Below are 23004 nucleotides of genomic sequence, written 5' to 3'. Positions count from 1 at the left end.
TAGATTAATATTAAAATTAATTTTAATTTGATATAAGATAGATATAATGTATTAAATATGGTCAATTTGTCAAGATAAATTTAGAATATTATCCTCTCATTAATTAATAAATAGTTGTATCTTTAAAAAGTTATATTTATAACTATGATTTGATGACACTATTTAATAAATATTAATTTTTCAAGTATTTGAAGTACTCTAAAGTTATCTGTATAACAAATAAAAAATAGATTGATATTGTTATGAATATTTGACAAAAACAGCTTTTATTTATCAAAAAAACCTTAATTGAAAAAGTAAAAATATGGGAAAAGCCACAGGATTTTTAGAGTTTACTAGAGAATTACCCGTTGATAAAGATCCTCTTGAAAGAATTCAAAACTGGGATGAATTTCACTTACATTTACCCGAAGAAAATCTCCGTAATCAAGGTGCGAGATGTATGGATTGCGGTACACCTTTTTGTCATACTGGAGAACTGATTAGCGGTATGGCTAGTGGTTGCCCCGTCAATAATCTTATTCCTGAATGGAATGACTTGATTTATAGAGGTTTATGGAAAGAAGCACTTGATAGACTTCACAAAACTAACAACTTCCCTGAATTTACTGGTAGAGTCTGTCCTGCTCCTTGTGAGGGTTCTTGTGTACTCGGAATCAACAATCCTCCCGTTACCATCAAAAACATAGAATGTTCTATCATAGATCATGGTTGGGATCAAGGTTGGGTAACACCTCAACCCCCTGAAAAACGGACAGGTAAAAAGATTGCTATTGTAGGCTCAGGTCCAGCAGGTTTATCTGCCGCCGCACAACTAAATAAAGCTGGACATTCTGTCACTGTTTACGAAAAAGACGATCGCCCCGGTGGATTATTAATGTATGGAATTCCTAATATGAAACTTGATAAAGAACAAGTTGTCATGCGTCGTATCCGAGTATTAGAAGAAGAAGGAATAAAATTCGTCTGTAATAGTGCCATTGGTAAAGATATTCCTGCGGAAATTTTAGTAAAAGAAAATGATGCTGTTATCCTTGCCATCGGTGCTGGAAAACCTCGTGATTTGCCCATAGAAGGACGATCACTCAAAGGGATTCATTTTGCTATGGATTTTCTTACCGCTAACACCAAAGCCGTTTTAAACAAAAATCAAGAAGGTTTAATTTCCGCCGCAGGTAAAGATGTCGTGATTATCGGTGGTGGTGATACTGGTACAGATTGCGTTGGTACATCTGTAAGACATGGTTGCAATAGCGTAACCCAGTTAGAAATTATGCCTCAGCCCCCAGAAATCAGAGCAAAAAACAACCCTTGGCCCGAATATCCCAAAATTTATCGTCTCGATTATGGACAAGAAGAAGCCGCTGCTAAGTTCGGCAATGACCCTAGAGTTTATACTACAACTGCCACTAAATTCGAGGGAGACTCTGAAGGTAATGTTATTGCCGTGCATACAGTGGAGGTGGAATGGGCAAGAGATGAACAAGGACGTTTTATTCCTAAACCAATTACAGGTACAGAAAAAAGATTACCTGCACAATTAGTTTTATTAGCGATGGGTTTTCTCGGTCCTGAGCAATTATTATTAGAACAAATGGGATTAGAAACCGATAATCGTAGTAATATTAAAGCCGAATATGGGAAATATGTAACAAGTATCCCTAACGTGTTTGCCGCTGGTGATTGTCGTCGGGGTCAAAGTTTAGTAGTGTGGGCATTTAATGAAGGGCGTGATGTCGCTAAAGAATGTGATCGCTTCCTGATGGGATATACCGATTTACCTTAGAAAATTATCCCCCATTTATTGAGTTTTTCGAGAGGGCTTTTTGCCCTTTTTTTCTGTTTCAATTAATAATAAATAACTCAAAAAGTGTGTAACTTATTTTTGATATTTTAAAATACATTTTATGGATATTAGTTCTGAATGTCCTCACCAATATTGACAAAACTATTTTTTTACTCAGAGAATAAGTATTTAAAAACTTTCAAGGAAATATAAACAAATAATCCAAAATATCTAGACAAAATTAATTGTTAGTAAATAAGTAAAATTAATTATGTATTTTTTTCTTAAACAAATTAATAAAAACTCTCTCTAAGAAAGAAATATAACTAAACAGTAAATACAAAATTAATTTGGCATGAGTACTTAATTACTAAGAATCATAAAACATAACCACAACTTTCTATATTACTAAAAAGTCTTGATAATCAATTGCTAAATTAGGACTTAGAGTTGCAAATTGAACAGCTTTAGTCGCACCATTACCATCAATATCAAAAAATAATGCTCCACTGGTGGAATTGTAGATAAAACGCTGAGTACTATTAGTGGCAATATTCCCTATTGTAAATTGTTCAATCTTTAATGTACCTGCGACTAAGCCTCCTCCAAAAGCACTGGAAACAGCTATAGTGTCATCAGCTTGGACAAAATCAGAAATTCGGTCAGTTTTCTCTGAAGTTGAATTGAATCGGAAAATATCCATGCCACTACCTCCTGTGAGAGAATCATTTCCCGCTCCACCATTCAAAATATCATCACCTATCCCACCGATTAAGGTATCATTACCTGCATTTCCTATCAAAGTATCATTGCCTTCTGATCCATTTATGACATTACCACGACCATTGCCGACAATTTGATTATTGAGACTGTTGCCAGTACCATTGGTCAGGCTACTGCCGATTAAATTGAGATTCTCTAAATTCGCTGACAGAGTGTAATTAATGTTGGCATTAACTAAATCAATTCCTCCCACCGTTAAATTATTATTCTCTTCTGTTACAATATCCGCCAGATTATCGACTGAGTAAATATCGTTGCCATCACCGCCAATCAGGGTATCAGCACCAATACCCCCAACAAGGGAGTCATTACCCGTACCACCATTAAGAATATCATTACCAGCTCTACCATTGAGAGTGTCATTACCGGCAAGTCCATTAATCTCATCGTTGTTATTAGTACCAGTCAATTTATCATTTCCAGTTGTACCATTAATACTATTCGATACTGTTAAGTTAAAGATTGTACTGACATTACTGTTACTATTATCTTGGGCTGTTACTTGTACGTTTAGAGTTCCTACACTGTTAATTGTAGGTGTACCGCTAAAAGTTCTAGTGGTGGCATTAAAAGTTAACCAGCTTGGTAAGGCACTACCATTCCCTAAGGTTGCTTTATAAGTTAAGCTGTCACCTGCATCTACATCATTAAAAGTATTAGCATCAAAGGTAAAGCTGTATTTATTCCCCACATTTGCTGTTTGATTAGTAATAGCTTGAAATACTGTAGGAGCATCATTAACAGCAACCAAATTAAAGCTTTGGCTACCTGGGACAATCCCACCATTACCATCAATGACGTTATAGCTGAGGTTGACTAAGCCGTTGTAATTGAGATTTGGGTTCAACGTCCAAGTACCATCAAGGTTGTCCACCAAGTTACCGTTATCAACCGTCAAGGCATCAACAGAGAGAGTATCACCATCGGCATCGCTGAAACCTTGTAGCAGATCACTCGCATTAATAGTATAAGTTATGTCCTCACTACCGTCAGCCAGAACTGCTGTAGCTGAACCGATGGGATCACTATTGATCGGAGTTACTGTATTCGGTGCAATAACAAATAGTTGGTTTGCCGATATATTAGCACCTTGGTTATCAGTGACCGAATAAGTGAGTTCTACCGGTCCATTATAGTTTGTTGTATTTGGGGTGAAAGTCCATGTGCCATCCTGATTATCGATAAAAGTGCCTGAAATATTTGCAGATAAGCTAGTTACTGACAAAATACCCCCTTCTGGATCACTAAAACCTGCTAGTAAATCGTTAGTATTAAGGATATAAGCTGAACCTTCTGTACCTTCAGGTAAGGTTGCTATTGCCGTTCCTATGGGGGCTTGATTAATGTGGATACTCAAATCGGCTATTGATGTTGAATTAATACCATCGTTGATACTAAGTAAATCTTGCCATTCTTTTTCTATGACGCTAACATCACCTCCATCGGCGATCGCATCGGACATACTTTTATTTCTGTCAAAAATTTCTCTGAGGGGTTGAGGATAATTAGCTGTGGTTAAACCTGTAATATCAAGTCCGAGAATATTAGCAAGGTCATTTGCGTTAGCAAGATTCAACGTCTGGTTATTTGTAGCGGCATTAATAATCGCAGAGGTTAAATTTAAGCCCGTATCATCGTCAGACAGTGAAGTGAGAATGGCAACTTGAACCGCAACTTTTTCTACGGCAAGGGCATTGGCGTTTGTGGAATTGGACTGTAAAACTGCATAGGCATCGTAACTTTGGAGTTGGATGTCACTAGGAAGACCCAAAACATTTTTGATAGCGATCGCCGCTGTGTTAGGAGATAAACCAAGATCAATAGCATCCTGTACTAAAGTTGTTAACGGGTTTATGGTACTTGATCCTAGGGGAGCTTTGAGGTTTAATAAGGTTACAACTAAATCACCAGTTTTCGTTTCCAGAATAGTTTTAGGTAAACTGACAGGGGATTCGGATATAGCACCATTATCGATATAGTTAGCAGTTACTTGAACTTGTGTGCCAATATCAGCCGATGTAACAGTGTAAGTTTTGCTATCACTCCCTACATTAGTCCAAGTCGCTCCATTATCACTAGAAGTTTGCCATTGATAACTGATTCCACTAGATATGCCATCTGGATCACTTACTGTTGCAGTCAGGACATTTCCCGCCGAACTAACACCGCTAATAAGAACCAAACCGGGGGTGTTCGTTGGAGGAGGGGGAGGATTTCCCACTGAACTCAAACCAGTTGACGTTAATGCAAATAATCCATTACTAAATTTGGCTAATTCGATATTGCTCAGAGTATCTTTACCTTCAGAGGTAGCGTCCGTTTTGTTATCAGTGATAGTATAACTACCATCCAGATTGAATGTAACGTTATATTCATTGGTATTTCCACCATAGATAACTGTATCAGAAATGCCATCACCACCATCAAGAATATCGTTACCCCCATCACCCTTGATCTGATCATTACCACTCCCCCCATAGACAGAGTCATCTCCCGCACCAGCAACAACAATGTCATCTCCTGCACCGGCATAGGCAATATCGTTGCCTCCTTTTAAATCAATAAACTCATCCTGTGCAGAACCCGTTATTACATCACTATTGTCCGTACCTGAGTTGGGGGGTGTACTCACTACGCCAGATCCCGGAATGTTACCTGCTGACAAATTAGAAATAAATATACCACTATCATAAATATGATCCCCTGTGTCAGCAATACCAATTTTGATGTGGTTGGTTGTACCGCTATTAATGGGTGCGATAATCTTTAATACATGGCTAACACCATCATATTCAATTGGTAAAACATTGTTGGCATTATCTTGGAAATAACCAGCAGTTAAGTTGGCACTGATAACGCTTAAAGGATGGTTCGGATCATGGTTAAACAATGCGTAATTCACCCCGTTGACCATAACAATAGCGGAATCAACAAAGGCATCAACCCATTCGGGATATTCATCAGAGCCGAAAACGAGATCAAAACTGATAGACGTAGCGGTTGAATCGGTTACGTTGAAATCGAAGGATAATGTCGTGGCATCATAAGACTGGGTTTGAAAAACGGTGTTCACTACCGCATCAATGTCTGCATCGCCGTTATAAAAACCACTTGTACCGCTATTATCATTACCAAACCAGCCGACAGTGTTAGTTGTTCCGGGTGTTGTACCTGAAGTTAGGAGCAACCCTGAGCTAATACCTAGAGGGGTGAGACTTCCATCATAAAAATTGACTGCATCTTGACTAGATGCTTTTAACAGAATTGAATTTGAGGGGATGACGATGCCTGAATTGGGTGCTAAAAGAGCATCCGTGAGTGTAGATGTATTAGAGCCACCAAAAACTGAAAAAGGAGTTGCCATGAGTATACCTCTTTTGCTTACTAAGATAGATTAGAGTCATCCCCTACGGAAGAAAAATTCTAATCTCTGTTTCTTTTCCAACTTAGCAAACGTAGTTAAATTAAAACTTAAAAATAAGGCTATTTCCAATCTTTTTTTCCCAAGGGCAAAATTACTGTAACCAGAAAACCTCCTAATTCATCACTGCGACGGAAATCCAATGAACCGCCATAGAATTCGACAATATCATTAACAATTGCTAAACCTAAACCATGTCCTTTAATTAATTCATCTAAACGCAACCCACGCTGGGTAAGTAATGGAATCTCCGCGTTGTCACATCCAATACCATCATCCGCTATTATCACAACTAAATTTTCTGTAAAGCTGATTTCAACTAAAATACGCTTTTTAGCCCATTTACAAGCATTGTCAAGCAAGTTACCGATTAGTTCGAGTAAATCTTCTCTATCAAAATTGACTAACTCATTTGGTGTGTTAAATTCAATTTGTAAAGTTTTTTCTGCATAAATGTTGTTCAACAAATTTATTAGGACAGTCAATTCCTCATAAAGATTAAACACCGTAGTTGTTTGCTGACCTCCAGAAATACGAGCACGTTTTAGTTCACGTTCAATGTAACGATGAATAGCTGATGTCTGTGTTAACAGTTGTTGTTGTAATTCAGGATACTCGGTAAAAATGGGGTTTTCTGCAATTCTAAAAAGTACTGCTAGTGGAGTTTTTAAAGCATGAGCTAGATTACCGATAGCTGTGCGTGATTGTTCCAAACGGCGTACGACCAATAATAAAAGACGGTTAAATTCAATCACTAAAGGTTTAATTTCTTTTGGTGCTTTGTTCACCGTAAGCTGTTGTTTTTTACCGTTACCAATATCTACTAATTGTTTTTGGATCAGATTAAGTGGTTTTAAACCTTGTTTAATATTTAGAGCTTGTAAAAAAATAGATAAAAATAAGATTATCAAACATAAACCCAAATAGATAAAACGAATATGAAAAATATCATCATGGACAGCGGTTAAATCTTCAGCAACGGTGATACTAACTTGGTGTCCCAATAGATTTAAACTACGTCCTAAAACAAGTAGTGATTGATGTTTTGGACCATCATCTAAATGGTAAAGCATTGTTTCTCCGACACCTAAATGTTTAATCTTCAAAGGTACATTTTGTAGAGACTTTGAGTAATATAATTTTTTGTCAATGACTAATACATAATATTGTCCTGAAAATGCTTGATTGTAAACTTCCTCGATATGAAAGCTATCCACAGACAATTGATTATTACTATTAGGTTTAAGGGTTGTGAGAATAGAATCGCTGTCATGATTTAGATGAATGGCTATTTGTTTTTCGATAACAGCACTAATCATCTTATCTGTTACCAACCATTGAAGAAACAATACTACACAGAGAATCAAGATCAAACCACGATTTAATCTTTGTTGTAACGACATCATCGATTTTTACCAAATAAATAGCCTTGCCCACGGCGGTTGATAATTAAATCTTTTCCCACAATATGCCGCAATCGGTTAATATAAACCTCTATAACATTACTTTCTGGATCACCGTCGTATTCATATATATGTTCCATTAACTGATATTTGCTTAACACCCTATTAGGATGCGTCATTAAATAACGTAACAAGCGAAATTCTAAAGCGGTTAGTATGACTGATTTTTGACCATTAATTGAGACACTTTGTTGCTCCTCATCTAGTTCAATCCCAAATAGACTAAGTTTTTCTTGGAGGCGAACTTGAACACGCTTAAGAACTGCTTGAAGACGAGCCAACAATTCTTCAAAATGAAAGGGTTTGCCCAAATAATCATCAGCACCTGCTTTAAATCCATCGACTTTTTCATGCCAAGCATCTCGTGCCGTCAACACAATCACGGGTACGTTATTACCAGCCTGTCGCCAAAGTTTTAACACTTCCAAACCTGACATTTTTGGTAAACCTAGGTCAAGGATAACAACATCGTAACTTTCCGTCGTACCTAAAAATTCTCCTTCCTCTCCATCAAAAGCGACATCTGCAGCATAACCTAGAAGTTTCAATTCCGCTTTTATTGAGTTTGATAAATCAGGATCATCTTCGATTAACAGTAACCGCATAAATCACTTTTTTCGATTTTTTTGGGGAATATTCAATTCTAATTTTTTTGTTTGTTTCGGCATATACCCATTAATTCTCTGAGGATAAATTCTAGTTAATAAAAAATTATCAACAATTCGTCTTTTAGTCCATTTTAAAGGATTAGTAGGTTTTTTTTTGGCAATCAAGTTTCAATAGATCTCTCACTCAAAATCAGTGAGACTACTTAAATGCCTGATTGTGAAGATTATAATAATAATTTTTGATCAAATGATAACTCATATTCTTAAAATCCCAAATAAGTTCTATATCTATTTGCAGAAAGGAAATCTCTGATAAAATCAGCCCTTGTCAATAGACCATATCAAAGTTAAAATAGATATTCTGAATATTCTATGAATAAAACTGATAAATTCCTGTTTCAGGAGTTTTGTCTGATATATTTAATTAAAGTAATCTATATTAAGAATAAGATAGTGGCTAATTCAAAATCTGCACTCAAAAGAATCGCAATCAACGAACGTAACCGTATGCGTAATAAGTCTTACAAATCTGCGGTTAAAACTTTGATGAAAAAATATTTTCAAGCAGTAGAAGCTTATGCCTCTGCTCCTAGTGACGAACAGTTACAAACAGTTAATACAGCTATGTCTATGGCTTACAGCAAAATTGATAAAGCAGTAAAAACAGGTGTTTATCACAAAAATAATGCTGCTAGAAAAAAATCAAGATTAGCAAGAGCTTTAAAAACCCTTGTACCTCAAGCCTCTTAATAAGTATTGAAAAAGATGAACAACTCCGTGTTATGATTATTAGTCCCCCACGGGAAAATTAATGATAACTCAATCACTTATCAAAAATGCAACTAATAGATACCCATGTTCATGTAAACTTTGATTTATTCAAAGAAGATTTGGATTCAGTATCTGCCCGTTGGCAGTCTGCAGGAATTAGTAAATTAGTTCACTCCTGTGTCCATCCTGACGAATTTGAGAGTATTAAACAGTTGTCTTTACAATTCCCTGAGTTGTACTGTGCCGTAGGTTTACACCCGCTAGATGCCCAAAAATGGCAAGGGGAAAAAACCTACCAACAAATTTTAAAATCCGCTCAATCTTATCCCAAAGTTGTCGCCATTGGTGAAATGGGCTTAGATTTTTATAAAGATGATCAACAAGAGCTACAAAAAGAAGTTTTTTGGCAACAATTGACCATCGCCCAACTACTAAATAAACCAGTTATTATTCACTGTAGGGACGCTGCTAGTACTCTACAGGATATTTTGCGTAAATTTATCCGTGAAAAAGGAGAAGTAACAGGAGTAATGCACTGTTGGGCTGGAAATCCAGAAGAAACTCAATGGTTTTTAGACCTAGGAATGTATATTAGTTTTAGTGGCGTTGTTACTTTTAAAAATGCCAAAACCGTTCATGCTAGTGCTTCTATCGTACCAAGCGATCGCCTTTTAATTGAAACTGATTGTCCTTTTCTTGCACCGACACCTTATCGGGGCAAAAGAAATGAACCTTCTTATGTCGTTCATGTAGCAGAAAAACTAGCGGAAATTAGAGGAGAATCACTGGAAACGATCGCTGAACAAACTTACGACAACGCTTCTAGATTGTTTAAAATTTAACACAAAATTGGAAAGACCATTAATTTTAATTTTGAACCTCAAGTTTGAAGAATAAATTATTGTCTAATTTCCGAAAATTTTTTTTCAAAACAATCTTCACTTATACGATAATCAAATAACCGATAATTGACAACTGACTTATGAGAACCCAAGAACTGTTACCTGATTTAATCGAAATTCAACGCTCTAGCTACAAATGGTTTTTAGAGCATGGTATTATTGAAGAACTCAACAGTTTTACACCAATAACCGATTATGCAGGTAAACTAGAATTGCATTTCATCGGCGAGAAATATCGTCTAAAAGAACCAAAATACTATATTGAAGAAGCAAAAAAAAGAGATGCTAGTTACTCCGTACAAGTTTATGTCCCTACATTACTATTAAACAAGGAAACAGGAGAACGTAAAGAACAAGAAGTATTTATCGGTGATTTACCTTTGATGACTGATCGAGGTACATTCTTGATTAATGGTGCGGAACGGGTCATTGTCAATCAAATTGTGCGATCGCCCGGTGTTTATTTTAAATCGGAATTGGACAAAAACGGTAAAAGAACTTACTCTGCTTCGGTAATTCCTAATCGAGGCGCATGGTTAAAATTTGAAACCGATAAGCACGGCGTTGTTTGGGTAAGAATTGATAAAACTCGCAAAATCTCGGCTCAAGTACTCTTAAAAGCCATGGGATTGAGCGATCGTGAAATATTAGATCGTCTCCGTCACCCCGATTTTTACGAAAAAACCCTTGAAAAAGAAGGTAATCCCACCACCGACGAAGCCTTAATGGAGCTATATCGTAAATTACGTCCGGGTGAACCACCTACAGTGAGCGGAGGACAAGCATTATTAGAAACTCGTTTCTTTGATCCTAAACGCTACGATTTAGGTAAAGTTGGACGTTATAAGATGAACAAAAAACTTCGTCTTACAGTTCCCTACAATATGAGAGTCTTAACCGTAGAAGATATTTTATCAGTGGTTGATTATTTAATTAACCTTGAATTTGACATCGGTAACGTTGATGACATTGATCACCTCGGTAATCGTCGAGTAAGAAGTGTCGGTGAATTACTCCAAAACCAAGTTAGAGTCGGTTTATCTCGTTTAGAGCGTATTATTCGAGAAAGAATGACTGTAGGTGATCCCAATACCTTAACTCCTGCGGCGTTGGTTAATCCTAAACCATTAGTAGCTGCTATTAAAGAGTTTTTTGGCTCTTCTCAGTTATCCCAGTTCATGGATCAAACAAACCCCTTAGCGGAATTGACTCATAAACGTCGTATTTCAGCATTAGGACCAGGGGGTTTAAGTCGAGATCGTGCTGGTTTTGCCGTGCGTGATATTCACCCTAGCCATTATGGACGTATTTGTCCTGTAGAAACTCCTGAAGGTCCAAACGCAGGGTTAATCGGTTCATTAGCTACCTATGCCCGTGTAAACGAATATGGATTTATTGCTACTCCCTATTACAAAGTCGAAAACGGCAAAGTACGTTGGGATTTACCCCCCGAATATTTAACTGCCGATGAAGAAGATGATAAAAGAGTTGCCCCAGGAGATTTATCTACTGATGAAAACGGAATCATTTTAGGGGAAAGTGTACCTATTCGTTATCGTCAAGAATTTTCTACTACTTCACCAACTCAAGTGGATTATGTAGCGGTTTCTCCTGTGCAAATTGTTTCTGTGGCGACTTCGATGATTCCTTTCTTGGAACATGATGACGCTAACCGTGCCTTAATGGGATCGAATATGCAACGTCAAGCAGTACCATTATTACGGGCAGAACGTCCTTTAGTGGGTACTGGTTTAGAGGGACAAGCAGCACGAGATTCAGGAATGGTAATTGTTTCCCGTGATCATGGTACGATTACTTACGCTGATGCTAAAAAAATTAAGCTCAAAACTGATGATAATCGTGAAATTGTCTATAATCTCCAAAAATATGAGCGTTCTAACCAAGATACTTGTTTAAATCAAAAACCTTTAGTAGATGAGGGAGAAGAAGTTGTACCCGGTCAAGTATTAGCAGATGGTTCAGCCACTGAAGGAGGAGAATTAGCGTTAGGAAATAACATCACCGTAGCCTATATGCCTTGGGAAGGTTATAACTACGAAGATGCTATCTTAATCAGTGAAAGATTAGTACAAGAAGATATTTATACTACTATTCACATCGAAAAGCACGAAATTGAAGCCCGTCAAACTAAATTAGGACCTGAAGAAATTACCCGTGAAATCCCTAATGTGGGGGAAGATGCCCTTTTAAACCTCGATGAACAAGGTATTATCCGAGTTGGTGCATGGGTAGAATCTGGCGATATTTTAGTCGGTAAAGTTACTCCAAAAGGAGAGTCAGATCAACCCCCTGAAGAAAAATTATTACGGGCGATTTTCGGAGAAAAAGCTAGAGATGTTCGTGATAATTCTTTACGTCTTCCTAACGGAGAAAAAGGACGGGTTGTCTATGTGCGAGTATTTACCCGTGAACAGGGTGACGAATTACCACCTGGGGCAAACATGGTTGTCCGAGTTTATATCGCTCAAAAACGGAAGATTCAAGTAGGGGATAAAATGGCTGGACGCCATGGTAATAAAGGGATTATTTCTAGAATTTTAGCCCGTCAAGATATGCCTTATTGCCCTGATGGAAGCCCCGTTGATATTGTCTTAAATCCTTTGGGTGTGCCTTCTCGGATGAATGTCGGTCAAGTATTTGAATGTCTTTTAGGCTGGGCTGGTGAACAGTTGGGCTATCGTTTTAAAATGACTCCTTTTGATGAGATGTATGGTGAAGAAGCATCCCGTAACACCGTAAATGATCTCTTACGAGAAGCCGCCAGAAAACCGGGTAAAGAATGGGTTTTTGATGAAGCTAATCCGGGCAAAATTCAGTTATATGATGGTCGTACTGGTGAACCATTTGATCGCCCTGTGACGGTGGGTAAAGCTTATATGCTCAAATTGGTCCACTTAGTGGATGATAAAATTCATGCTCGTTCTACAGGTCCTTACTCTTTAGTGACACAACAACCTCTTGGCGGTAAAGCTCAACAAGGGGGACAGAGATTCGGAGAAATGGAGGTATGGGCGTTAGAGGCTTATGGTGCGGCTTATACTTTACAAGAGTTACTAACTGTTAAATCTGACGATATGCAAGGACGTAATGAGGCTTTGAATGCTATTGTCAAAGGTAAAGCGATTCCTCGCCCCGGCACTCCTGAATCTTTTAAAGTATTGTTGAGAGAATTACAATCTTTAGGCTTAGATGTTTCTGTCCATAAAGTATTAGAAGACAATGAAGAAGTTGAAATTAATCTCATGGATACAGGTAATCGTACCCCTAAACGTCCTACTTATGAGAATCTTGCTAGTTTAGGTCAAGATGATGAAGACGAGTATTAAATAACGAATAATTAACAATTAACAATTACTAATTCTATCCTTGATTTTTCCTTTACCTATCAACTAAGAAATATGCCTACTGAGAAAAAAACTCAAACTTTTTATAACATCGTTATCGATAAAGGTGCTCTTAAAAAACTTATTTCTAAAACCTTTACTGAATATGGTTCTGCTCGTTGTGCTTCTGTTTGTGATAAATTGAAGACAATGGGTTTTCGTTATGCTACTCAGGCGGCAGTGTCAATCAGTGTAGAAGATTTAAAAGTTCCTGAAGCCAAAAAAGCGATGTTAGCCGAGGCAGAGACTACCATAAAAAAAACGATCAACCGTTACGCTAATGGCGAAATTACAGAAGTTGAACGTTTTCAGAAAGTAATCGATACATGGAATGATACTTCTGAATCTCTTAAAGATGAAGTCGTGCGGAATTTCCGTCAATCTGATCCTCTCAATTCTGTCTATATGATGGCATTTTCTGGAGCAAGGGGAAATATTAGCCAAGTTCGTCAGTTAGTCGGTATGCGTGGCTTGATGGCAGATCCTCAGGGAGAAATCATCGATTTACCGATTAAAACTAATTTCCGTGAAGGTTTAACTGTTACAGAATATATTATCTCTTCTTACGGTGCAAGAAAAGGTTTAGTTGATACCGCATTGCGTACAGCAGACTCGGGTTATTTAACCCGTCGTTTGGTGGATGTTTCTCAAGATGTTATTATTCGTGAGACTGATTGTGGTACAACAAGAGGTGTTACGGTTTTACCCATGAAAGACGGGGAACGAACTTTAATTCCTTTAGGCGATCGCCTCTTAGGTCGTGTATTGGGAGAAGATGTCATCGATCCAGCTACTGGTGAAGTTATCGGTGTTCGTAACCAAGCTATTGATGCTGATTTAGCAAAAGCTATCGGTAAGGCAGTAGATAAAGTGAAAGTCAGATCTCCTCTTACTTGTGAAACTGCTCGTTCTGTATGTCAAAAGTGTTATGGTTGGTCTTTGGCTCACGGAGATTGGGTAAACATGGGTGAAGCTATTGGTATTATTGCCGCTCAATCTATCGGTGAACCCGGTACTCAGTTAACCATGCGTACTTTCCATACTGGAGGGGTGTTTACAGGGGAAGTAGCTCAACGTATTATAACTCCTAAAGCTGGTACGGTTAAATTTGATAAAAAACTAAAAGTTCGTGATACTCGTACTCGTCATGGAGATCAAAAGTTATTAGTGGAAATTGCTGGTAATATTATAGTCGGTGATGCGAAAATCAATGTTCCTGCCGCTAGTTTATTAGCCGTCAGAGAAGGTGATACCGTACAAGTTGATGATCTATTAGCCGAAGTAATGCCTCAAAAAACTCGCTCAACAGAAAGAGTGACGAAAGATGTTTCTTCGGATCTATCTGGTGAGGTCTATTTTGCTGATATTTCCCCTGAAAGTAAAACTGATAGACAGGGTAATACTACTACTACTGTTACCCGTAATGGTTTAATTTGGGTACTCTCAGGACAAGTTTACAACTTGCCACCAGGTGCTGAACCTGTAGTTAAAAACGGTGATAAAATTGAAATTGGTTCAGTTTTAGCAGAAACTAAACTCAGAACTAAAAGTGGCGGAGTTTGTCGTTTTGAAGAAGGTAGTCGGGAAATTGAAATTATTACGGCTTCCGTTTCTTTAGATCAAGCAGATATTTACCTAGAACATAATGGTAGTCAACAACAATATGTTATTCATACTCCTAAAGGTGATCGTTTTGCTTTAAAAGTTGTCCCCGGTACAAAAGTACAGAACAATCAGGTAGTTGCAGAATTAATTGATGATAGCTTCCGTACTAATACTGGTGGGATTATGCGTTATGCAGGTTTAGAAACTGGAAGAGGCAATCGTAAACAAGGTTATGAAGTCATAAAAGAAGGCACTTTAATTTGGATTCCTGAAGAAAGTCATGAAATTAATAAAGACATCTCCTTACTATTAGTAGAAGATGGTCAATATGTGGAAGCTGGTACAGAAGTCGTTAAAGATATTTTCTGTCAATCGAGCGGTATTGTAGAGGTAATTCAAAAAAATGACATTTTACGGGAAATAATCATTAAACCCGGACAGCTATATATGGATTTAGATCCCGAATACTTAGCTACTATTGAAGATGCTACTATTATTGCTCCCGGTACACAAATCGCCCCTGGTTCAGTTACAGAGGATGAATTTTTAGCAGAATTTGTTGATACTAACGAGGGCGTTGGTTTATTACTGCGTCCCATGAAACAGTATGAAATTTTTAATACTACTCAATCTCCTTCCCAAGAGTCTTTAAATAGTGCTGGAGGTGCAATTAATTTACGTCCTGTATTGCGTACTTTCTTTAAAGATGGCGAAAGAGTTAAAAGTGTTGAAGGTGTTCAACTTGTTACTACTCAGTTAGTGTTAGAAACCGTTGAGGGCTTGAGTGCTGATATTGAGTTAATTCCCCATGAAACTGATGAAGATGCTTTCCGTCTGCAAATCGTGGTTTTAGAATCTGTGATGTTGCGTCGAGAAATGGAATCAGAATCGAATATCATCACCCGTGTTTTAGTTACCGATGGACAAGAAATTGCTCCGGGTGAGGTAGTTGGCACAACGGAAATTCTTTGTTTAGAAAATGGTACTATTCAAGGGATTCGTGAAGGCGTTGAGGCAATTCGCCGTATTTTAGTTGTCAGAGATATTGATAATATTGATATTGAGTTCGATGTTGACACAAAATTACAGAAGAAAGTAGGAAATTATGTTACTCAAAGTGATTATTTAGACATCGATAAAACAATATCTTTCCCTGAATCTGGGATTATTACACACATAGGGAAAGGAAAATTAACATTACGTTATGCTCGTCCTTATCGTGTGTCACCCGGTGCTATTTTACACATCGAACAAGGAGACTTAGTACAACGGGGCGATAACTTAGTATTACTCGTATTTGAACGGGCTAAAACGGGTGATATTGTCCAAGGTTTACCAAGAATTGAGGAATTACTTGAAGCTCGTAAACCAAAAGAACCTGCTTTATTATCTCGCAGACCGGGTGTTTGTCAAGTAGAATACCGAGATGATGAGGCGATCGATATTAAAGTTATTGAGGATGATGGTACTATTTCTGAATATCCCCTCAACCAAAATCAAAATATCATCGTTAACGATAATCAACGAGTAGAAGTGGGTGAACCTGTAACTGATGGTTTACCTAGCCCTCACGAAATGTTAGAGGTATTTTATGAATATTATCAAGAACATATGGGAATGTATGATGCCGCATTAGCTGCCTTACAAAAAGCTCAATTATTCTTGGTTAATCAAGTACAAGGAGTTTATCAATCTCAAGGTATTGATATTTCTGATAAACACATTGAAGTGATTGTTCGTCAAATGACATCAAAAGTCAGAATTGATGATGGTGGTGATACTATTCGTTTACCGGGTGAATTAGTAGAATTACGAGAAATAGCTAAGGATAACGAAACCATGGCTATTACTGGTGGTGCACCTATTCAATATACTCCGATGCTCATGGGTATCACAAAATCTAGTTTGAATACTGATAGCTTTATTTCGGCGGCTAGTTTCCAAGAAACCACCAGAGTATTAACAGAAGCGGCTATTGAAGGTAAATCAGATTGGTTAAGAGGTTTAAAAGAAAACGTCATTATCGGTCGTTTAATTCCTGCTGGTACTGGTTATAATGCCTATGACCATCATCTTGATTGGGATGATCCTGAACCTAATGTATCAAATATAATCTCTTATAGTGATTCTTGGGAACAAGATGATAATAATTCATTATCGATGAGTGAAGTGGAAGATGTAATTATTGATGATCAAGTCGCCAGAGTTTTATCTCCTGAAGAATCATTTATTGACGATGATAGTGAGTATGATGATGGTGATCATAACTATGATGATGATGATCAAGATTATGAAGATGATTCTGATTATGATGACGATTAGACTCTATTACCTATTTTTTATTTTCTTTCTTAGGTGTTTTCAACGTTGAGGCTAATTTGTTTAGCCTTCACCCCCAACCCCTTACTTTCAAAAGGTGGGGGTGTTTTTTTGTCAATAAATTTATTTTAAGAATGCACAAATATTAGAATTTTTTTACTATTCTATTTGTTCACCTGTTTTTCTTCTGTTAAATGGAGTCTTGTTTTATTGTTTCTATTATTTAATTTTAAGCCTTTCTAAATTCCAAAAAGCACCACCTAAAGCAGAATATTCAACTCCTTCAATACGATTTCTAACGGCGGCTAAAGAATAAGGATTTACTAAATAAATTAAAGGTAAATATTCATTAGCTAATTGCTGAGTTTGTCCATAAATTTTCTTTCTTTTTTCTAAGTCTAATTCTTTTGCTCCTTCAATATATAAATTCCCAATTTTAGCTTCCCAATCTGCTATAATTCTGCCTTGAATTGGTGGTCTTCCGGGTTGAGGTTTTTGGTTAAAAACGTGTAAATTTCCATCAGGAAACCATAAATTAGCACCTCCATTAGGTTCATTGCCACCAGTAAATCCTAAAATATGGGCTTCCCAATCTAAGGAGTTACTTAGTTTATCTACTAATACATTAAAGGCGATAGGAGTAAAATCAACGGTGATACCAATTTGACTTAAATCTTGTTTTATTTGTGAACCTAAAGATTCTCTAATTCTATTTCCAGCATTAGTTAATAAAGTGAATCTCACTTCATTATTTTCTGAGTCTAATAATCTGCCTTCTTGATCATATTTGAATCCTTCTTGTAATAAAATTTTTTTTGCTAATTCTGGTTCATAATCATAGCCAATAATAGTAGGATCATAAAAAGGTGATTGTACAGAAATAGGTGAATTTTGTGCTTCTCCTAAACCTCGATAAATATTATTAATCATCCTTTCTCTGTTAATACTATAAGCGATCGCTTTGCGAAAATTAACATTATTAAACCATTTAGATTTAATAGGATCAACAAGAGGTTTACCATCTCTTGAGCCTTGATTAAGATTAAAACTAATAAATGTTGTACCGTAAGCCGCACCTCCATTATGAATAGTAAAGTTACCTCGATTTTCTTCTCTTTTTAGTAAGGAAAAATATTCAGGAGAAACGGTAATAGAATCTAAACCACCAGAGCGAAATTGCAATATAGAAGTATCAGTAGATTCCACAATTTCCCATACTACTTCTTCTATATAAGGTAATTGATTATTTTCATTATCTTTTTGCCAATAATAGGGATTTTTTGTAAAAATTAATCGTTGAGAAGTCGCATAATTTTTCAATTTATATGCACCATTAACGATTAGTTGATCTGGGGGAGTATCAACACCCCAAAAAGAAAGAAAAAGAGGCTTACCATTTGCTCCTTTGGTAGTAACTTTTTCTTCTAAAATATGTTTAGGTAATATTGATAAACCAGTACTTTCTAAAAAAGGTGCAAAAGGTTCAGGAATTATAAATTTTACCTGTAAATCATTAACTTTTTCAACTATAGGTAAAGCCTTACTTTGACCAATTCTTAAACTATCTCTTGCATTAGTGGGAATTTCCTCATTTAAATATAATTGGTTATAGCTAAATATCACATCATCAACTGTTAAAGGCTCACCATCTGACCATTTTAAATCATTTTTAAGAGTAAAAATAATACTTAATTTATCTTCAGAAATAGTCCAAGATTCTGCTAACGCAGGTTCAATTTCTCCCGTGAGAGGATTTTCGATAATTAATCCTTCATAGGTTAAGCCAAAAATGTTAGGAGATTCTTGAGATAAAACAGCATTAAAAGTTTTAGGATCACTTAAAATAGCTTGAATAAGTCTTGATTGATTCTGTGGAGAAGAATTTAAAGCACAAGAAGACAAAAGTAAAGTAGTGGTACAAAAAATAATAATTAAATGGAATAATTTTCGCCACTGCAATCTTAAGAAAATACTAACAAACTTCATATTTATAAGCATAAAAATCTAATTATTGCTAAAATAGTAACTTAAATTGTTACTAAAAAGAAAGTTTACTCCGAATAATGTTAGATAATATTTTAAAATTATCAGAAAAATTTCAGCCTTTTATCACAGATTTAATTATTACTTTTAGTATCTTAATTTTAGGTTATTTTTTCTTGAAAATTACAAAAAATATAGTTTTTAGACAAATTAGAAAAATTGTTAGAAAAAGTGAAAATAAATTAACTCATCAAATTATAGACATTTTAGATAAACATTTTGTTCTTATTACTTATTTTAGTTTATTTTATATAACTTTAAAAGAAATTGAATTAAATGCCACAATTTTAGCGACAGTAAAAACTATTGTTATAATTGCCACTACTATTTTTATCGCTCAATTTTTAATAGATTTGTCCAGAACTATTATTTATTTTTATGGAGAAAAATATCGTAATTCTAACTCAGTTATAGAAAGAAATATTAATGCTTTATTTCCTGCTATTAGAGTATTAATTTATGGTTTAGGTATTATTTCTATTCTCAGTAATTTAGGTTTTGATATTGCTGCTATTATTGCTGGTTTAGGGATTGGTGGTGTGGCTTTAGCTTTAGCTTCTCAAGGAATTTTACAAGATTTATTTAGTTATTTTGCTATACTTTTTGATCGTCCCTTTGAGATTTCTGACTTAATCGCTGTGGGGGATTTTATGGGTCATGTAGAACATATTGGTATTAAAACTACGAGAATAAAAACTATAACAGGAGAACAATTAATATTAGCCAATACAGATTTAACCAGTTCAAGATTACGTAATTTTAAACGCATGGATAAAAGACAAGTAATCATTAAAATTGGACTTATTTATGAAACTGATAATGAAAAATTAAGTCAAATTCCTAATATTATAAAAGAAGCAATAGAAGAAATTGATAATATCACGTTTGATATTGCTTATTTTTATGGATTTGGTGATTTTAGTTTAAATTTTGAAGTAGTTTATTATGTTGATAATAATGATATAAAGGATTATCGTTTAGCCAGAAATGAGGTTAACTTAGCTATTAAAAATGCTTTTGCTGTTCATAAATTAGAGTTTGCTTATCCTACTCAAGTTAATTATTTATCAGGAGCAAAAGAATAATTAAAATTTTAATGATTATAATTTTATCCTGAAATAATTTTTAAAGTATTTAAACTTTGGTCACTTGTTCCTGTAATTATTCCCCCTGAATTAATAACTTCTTGAGCATATCTTAAAGCATCTTTAGTAATAACTTCTCCTGCCATAATTAAAGGAATTCCGGGAGGATAAGGACAAATATTTTCGCCACTAATTTCATTGATTGCTAAATCTCGTGAAACAACTTTTTTTTCAGCCCAAAATGCTTGGCGAGGAGTTATTTTTAAAGAATTTATTGGCAAAGAAGAATGATTAAATTTATTATTATCAGATTTTTTTTGATATTTTTCTAAGTCTTTTAAAGCTTTAATTAACCTATAAATATTCTCGATTTTATTACCATAAGAAATGATAAAAGTAATATTTTTTAAAGAGGGCAATTCACAAGTTACTCCAAATTTTTGATGAAAAATTTCATCTGCTTCATAACCCGTTAAACCTAATTTACTAACATTAATAGTTAATCTTGTTATATCTAAATCGGCAAAATTATCTAGGGTTTTAACAAAGTCTAATAAAGATAAATATTCTAATTTGGCTATTTCTTTTCTTGCAATTATTGCCAAATTTATAGTATTAATTAATAACTTTTCTCCTTCCATCACCATTTGTTGTCTTGCACCATCTAAAGAGGCTAAAAGTAAATAGCTAGGGCTAGAAGACTGCACCAATTGTAAAGCCTGATTAATACGATAAGGGTTAACTAAGTTGCCTTGAAGATGAAGCATTGAAGCCTGAGTCATTGCCCCTAGAGTTTTATGAGTGGATTGTATCGCAATATCTGCTCCTGCTTTTAATGCTGACATCGGTAAATTAGGATGAAAAGAAAAATGTGCACCATGGGCTTCATCAACTAACAAAGGAATGTTAAAGTGATGTGCAAGATTGGCTATTTCTGTCAAATTTGCACAAATACCATGATATGTCGGAGAAACTACCATTACAGCTTTAACATTAGAATGAGTTTCTAAAACATCAGCAATTTGAAAAGGAGAAAGGGTATAACAAAGGTCAAAATCCGAGTTATATTCAGGATTAATAAAGAGGGGAGTTGCACCAGACAAAATTAAGCCAAAAATAGCTGATTGATGAATATTTCGAGGCAAAATAATCTTATCCCCTTCGCCACAGGTAGCCAAGATAGAAGCAATAATGCCAGAAGTCGAACCATTCGCCAAAAACCATGTTTGTTTAGCACCAAAAGCCTCTGAGGCTAAAATTTGAGCTTCTTTTATGACTCCTTCGGGAGCAAATAAATTATCTAATTCAGGTAACTCTGGCAAGTCAGCACGAAACACTTTTTCTCCCATTAATTGCTTTAAAGATTTACTGATACCTTCACCCTTTCTATGTCCGGGAGTATAAAACGGAGCATCTTCTTTTAAAGCTAATTCTTGTAAGGTAGTTAATAACGGGGTTTTTTCTTGAGAATTTTTGTTCAAAACCGACTTTTAAAATGAGGAAAAAGACAATAATAAATAAATTATGTTATTAATTGTTAATTGTTAATTGTTCACTATTAATTGTTTATTTTCCCATACCCAACTGTTGGGCTTTTTGATAAACTTTTCCTTCAGTTAATAGAGAAGGTGCAATCACCACTTCTACTTCCTGCATTTCCTTGATATTTTTTGCCCCTAATGTACCCATACTGGTTTTTAACGCACCTAATAAGTTATGAGTACCATCATCAAGTTTAGCAGGTCCTCGTAAAATTTCCGTGATCGTACCAGTTGTACCAACATTAATTCTAGTACCACGTGGTAAAACAGGGCTAGGAGTTGCCATACCCCAATGATAACCCCTACCGGGAGCTTCAGCACTACGAGCAATAGGAGAGCCAATCATCACAGCATCTGCACCACAAGCGATACATTTACAAATATCACCACCAGTAATAATTCCACCATCAGCAATAATAGGGACATAGTTACCTGTTTCTTTGTGGAAATCATCCCTAGCCGCTGCACAATCAGCAACAGCAGTGGCTTGAGGTACACCTACTCCTAGAACACCCCTAGAAGTACAAGCAGCACCCGGACCAATACCTACTAATATACCTGCGGCACCAGCTTTGAGCAGTTGTAATGTTACCTCGTAAGTAACGCAGTTACCAAGAATAACAGGCATCGGCATTTCTTGACAAAAAGTAGCTAAATCCAGAGGAGTAATAGATTCAGGGGATAAATGAGCAGTAGATACCACGGTTGCTTGAATAAATACTAAATCTGCACCTGCTTCCGCAACAACTTTACCAAATTGACTAGCACCAGCAGGAGTCAAACTTACTGCTGCAATACCACCTTGTTGCTTAATTTCAACGATTCTTTGCTTAATTAGCTCAGGTTTAACTGGTTCACTGTATAATTCCTGCATTAAACCAACAAATTCTGATTTTCCCACCGAAGCAATACGATCTAAGATAGGATTAGGATCTTCATAACGGGTTTGGATACCTTCTAAGTTAAGTACTCCTAATGAACCTAACTGAGATAATAAGACTGCCATTTTAACATCAACAACACCATCCATTGCACTGGCAATAATAGGAATTTCTCGCTCAATACCACCAAGAGTAACACGAGTATCAGCTAGTGCGGGATCTAATGTGCGATTTCCCGGTGCTAAAGCTATTTCATCTATACCATAAGCTCTACGGGCTTGTTTTCCACGACCAATTATAATACTCACTTTATTTTTTCTACTATAAGTTATTTGCTTAGATTATCAAATTTTGGATGATCGTGGCAATTTGAGCAATATTTCAAAGAAGTT

At 35.9% G+C, this 23004-nt stretch carries 12 protein-coding genes; 6 read left to right on the top strand and 6 right to left on the bottom strand.

What is annotated here, in order from left to right:
* Positions 1-304 precede the first annotated feature (304 nt).
* Positions 305-1786 (top strand): glutamate synthase subunit beta, encoded by a 1482-nt coding sequence (locus tag GM3708_RS07925; protein WP_066345418.1) that lies wholly within the window; start codon positions 305-307, stop codon positions 1784-1786.
* A 400-nt stretch (positions 1787-2186) separates the two neighbouring features.
* On the opposite strand, the gene GM3708_RS18275 is transcribed toward GM3708_RS07925, so the two are convergent.
* The 3 genes from GM3708_RS18275 to GM3708_RS07910 form a co-directional block, all read right to left on the bottom strand.
* Entirely contained in the window at positions 2187-5933 is a 3747-nt protein-coding gene (locus GM3708_RS18275; protein ID WP_082714036.1) for a cadherin-like domain-containing protein, read from the bottom strand.
* 119 nt (positions 5934-6052) lie between these two features.
* Positions 6053-7396, bottom strand: coding sequence for a sensor histidine kinase (locus GM3708_RS07915; protein ID WP_066345417.1), 1344 nt, complete (start codon positions 7394-7396; stop codon positions 6053-6055).
* Positions 7393-8058, bottom strand: coding sequence for a response regulator transcription factor (locus GM3708_RS07910; protein WP_066345415.1), 666 nt, complete (start codon positions 8056-8058; stop codon positions 7393-7395). The genes GM3708_RS07915 and GM3708_RS07910 overlap by 4 nt, the downstream gene beginning before the upstream one ends.
* A gap of 456 nt (positions 8059-8514) precedes the next feature.
* Here GM3708_RS07910 and rpsT point away from each other — a divergent pair, with 456 nt between their 5' ends.
* From rpsT to GM3708_RS07890, 4 genes are all read left to right on the top strand, one after another.
* Positions 8515-8811: a 30S ribosomal protein S20 gene (gene rpsT, locus GM3708_RS07905; protein ID WP_066345413.1), complete on the top strand. Its 297-nt coding sequence runs from the start codon at positions 8515-8517 to the stop codon at positions 8809-8811.
* Positions 8812-8897: 86 nt separating this feature from the next.
* Positions 8898-9674 (top strand): TatD family hydrolase, encoded by a 777-nt coding sequence (locus GM3708_RS07900; protein ID WP_066345409.1) that lies wholly within the window; start codon positions 8898-8900, stop codon positions 9672-9674.
* Positions 9675-9814: 140 nt separating this feature from the next.
* A complete protein-coding gene (gene rpoB, locus GM3708_RS07895) occupies positions 9815-13081 on the top strand; it encodes a DNA-directed RNA polymerase subunit beta (RefSeq protein WP_066345407.1) in 3267 nt (1088 codons plus the stop codon).
* Positions 13082-13153: 72 nt separating this feature from the next.
* Positions 13154-17065 carry a DNA-directed RNA polymerase subunit beta' gene (locus GM3708_RS07890; RefSeq protein WP_066345406.1) on the top strand — a complete coding sequence of 1304 codons (3912 nt, stop codon included), beginning with the start codon at positions 13154-13156 and terminating at the stop codon, positions 17063-17065.
* Between the two features lie 216 nt (positions 17066-17281).
* On the opposite strand, the gene GM3708_RS07885 is transcribed toward GM3708_RS07890, so the two are convergent.
* Entirely contained in the window at positions 17282-19060 is a 1779-nt protein-coding gene (locus GM3708_RS07885; RefSeq protein WP_396229661.1) for an ABC transporter substrate-binding protein, read from the bottom strand.
* A 65-nt stretch (positions 19061-19125) separates the two neighbouring features.
* Between GM3708_RS07885 and GM3708_RS07880 the strand changes: the two genes are divergently transcribed.
* The gene (locus tag GM3708_RS07880) at positions 19126-20190 is read left to right on the top strand and encodes a mechanosensitive ion channel family protein (protein ID WP_066345404.1); all 1065 of its coding nucleotides are present in this window, start codon (positions 19126-19128) and stop codon (positions 20188-20190) included.
* A gap of 23 nt (positions 20191-20213) precedes the next feature.
* Here the strand turns inward: GM3708_RS07880 and GM3708_RS07875 are convergent, their stop codons facing one another.
* The gene (locus GM3708_RS07875; protein ID WP_066345403.1) at positions 20214-21671 is read right to left on the bottom strand and encodes an aminotransferase class I/II-fold pyridoxal phosphate-dependent enzyme; all 1458 of its coding nucleotides are present in this window, start codon (positions 21669-21671) and stop codon (positions 20214-20216) included.
* An 85-nt stretch (positions 21672-21756) separates the two neighbouring features.
* The gene (locus GM3708_RS07870) at positions 21757-22920 is read right to left on the bottom strand and encodes a GuaB3 family IMP dehydrogenase-related protein (protein ID WP_066345402.1); all 1164 of its coding nucleotides are present in this window, start codon (positions 22918-22920) and stop codon (positions 21757-21759) included.
* Between the last annotated feature and the right edge of the window lie 84 nt (positions 22921-23004).

It is taken from the genome of Geminocystis sp. NIES-3708 (assembly GCF_001548095.1).
In the GTDB taxonomy this organism is placed as follows: domain Bacteria; phylum Cyanobacteriota; class Cyanobacteriia; order Cyanobacteriales; family Cyanobacteriaceae; genus Geminocystis.
Note: the sequence above shows the minus strand (reverse complement) of the source record. Positions and strands in the feature narration are given on the sequence as shown.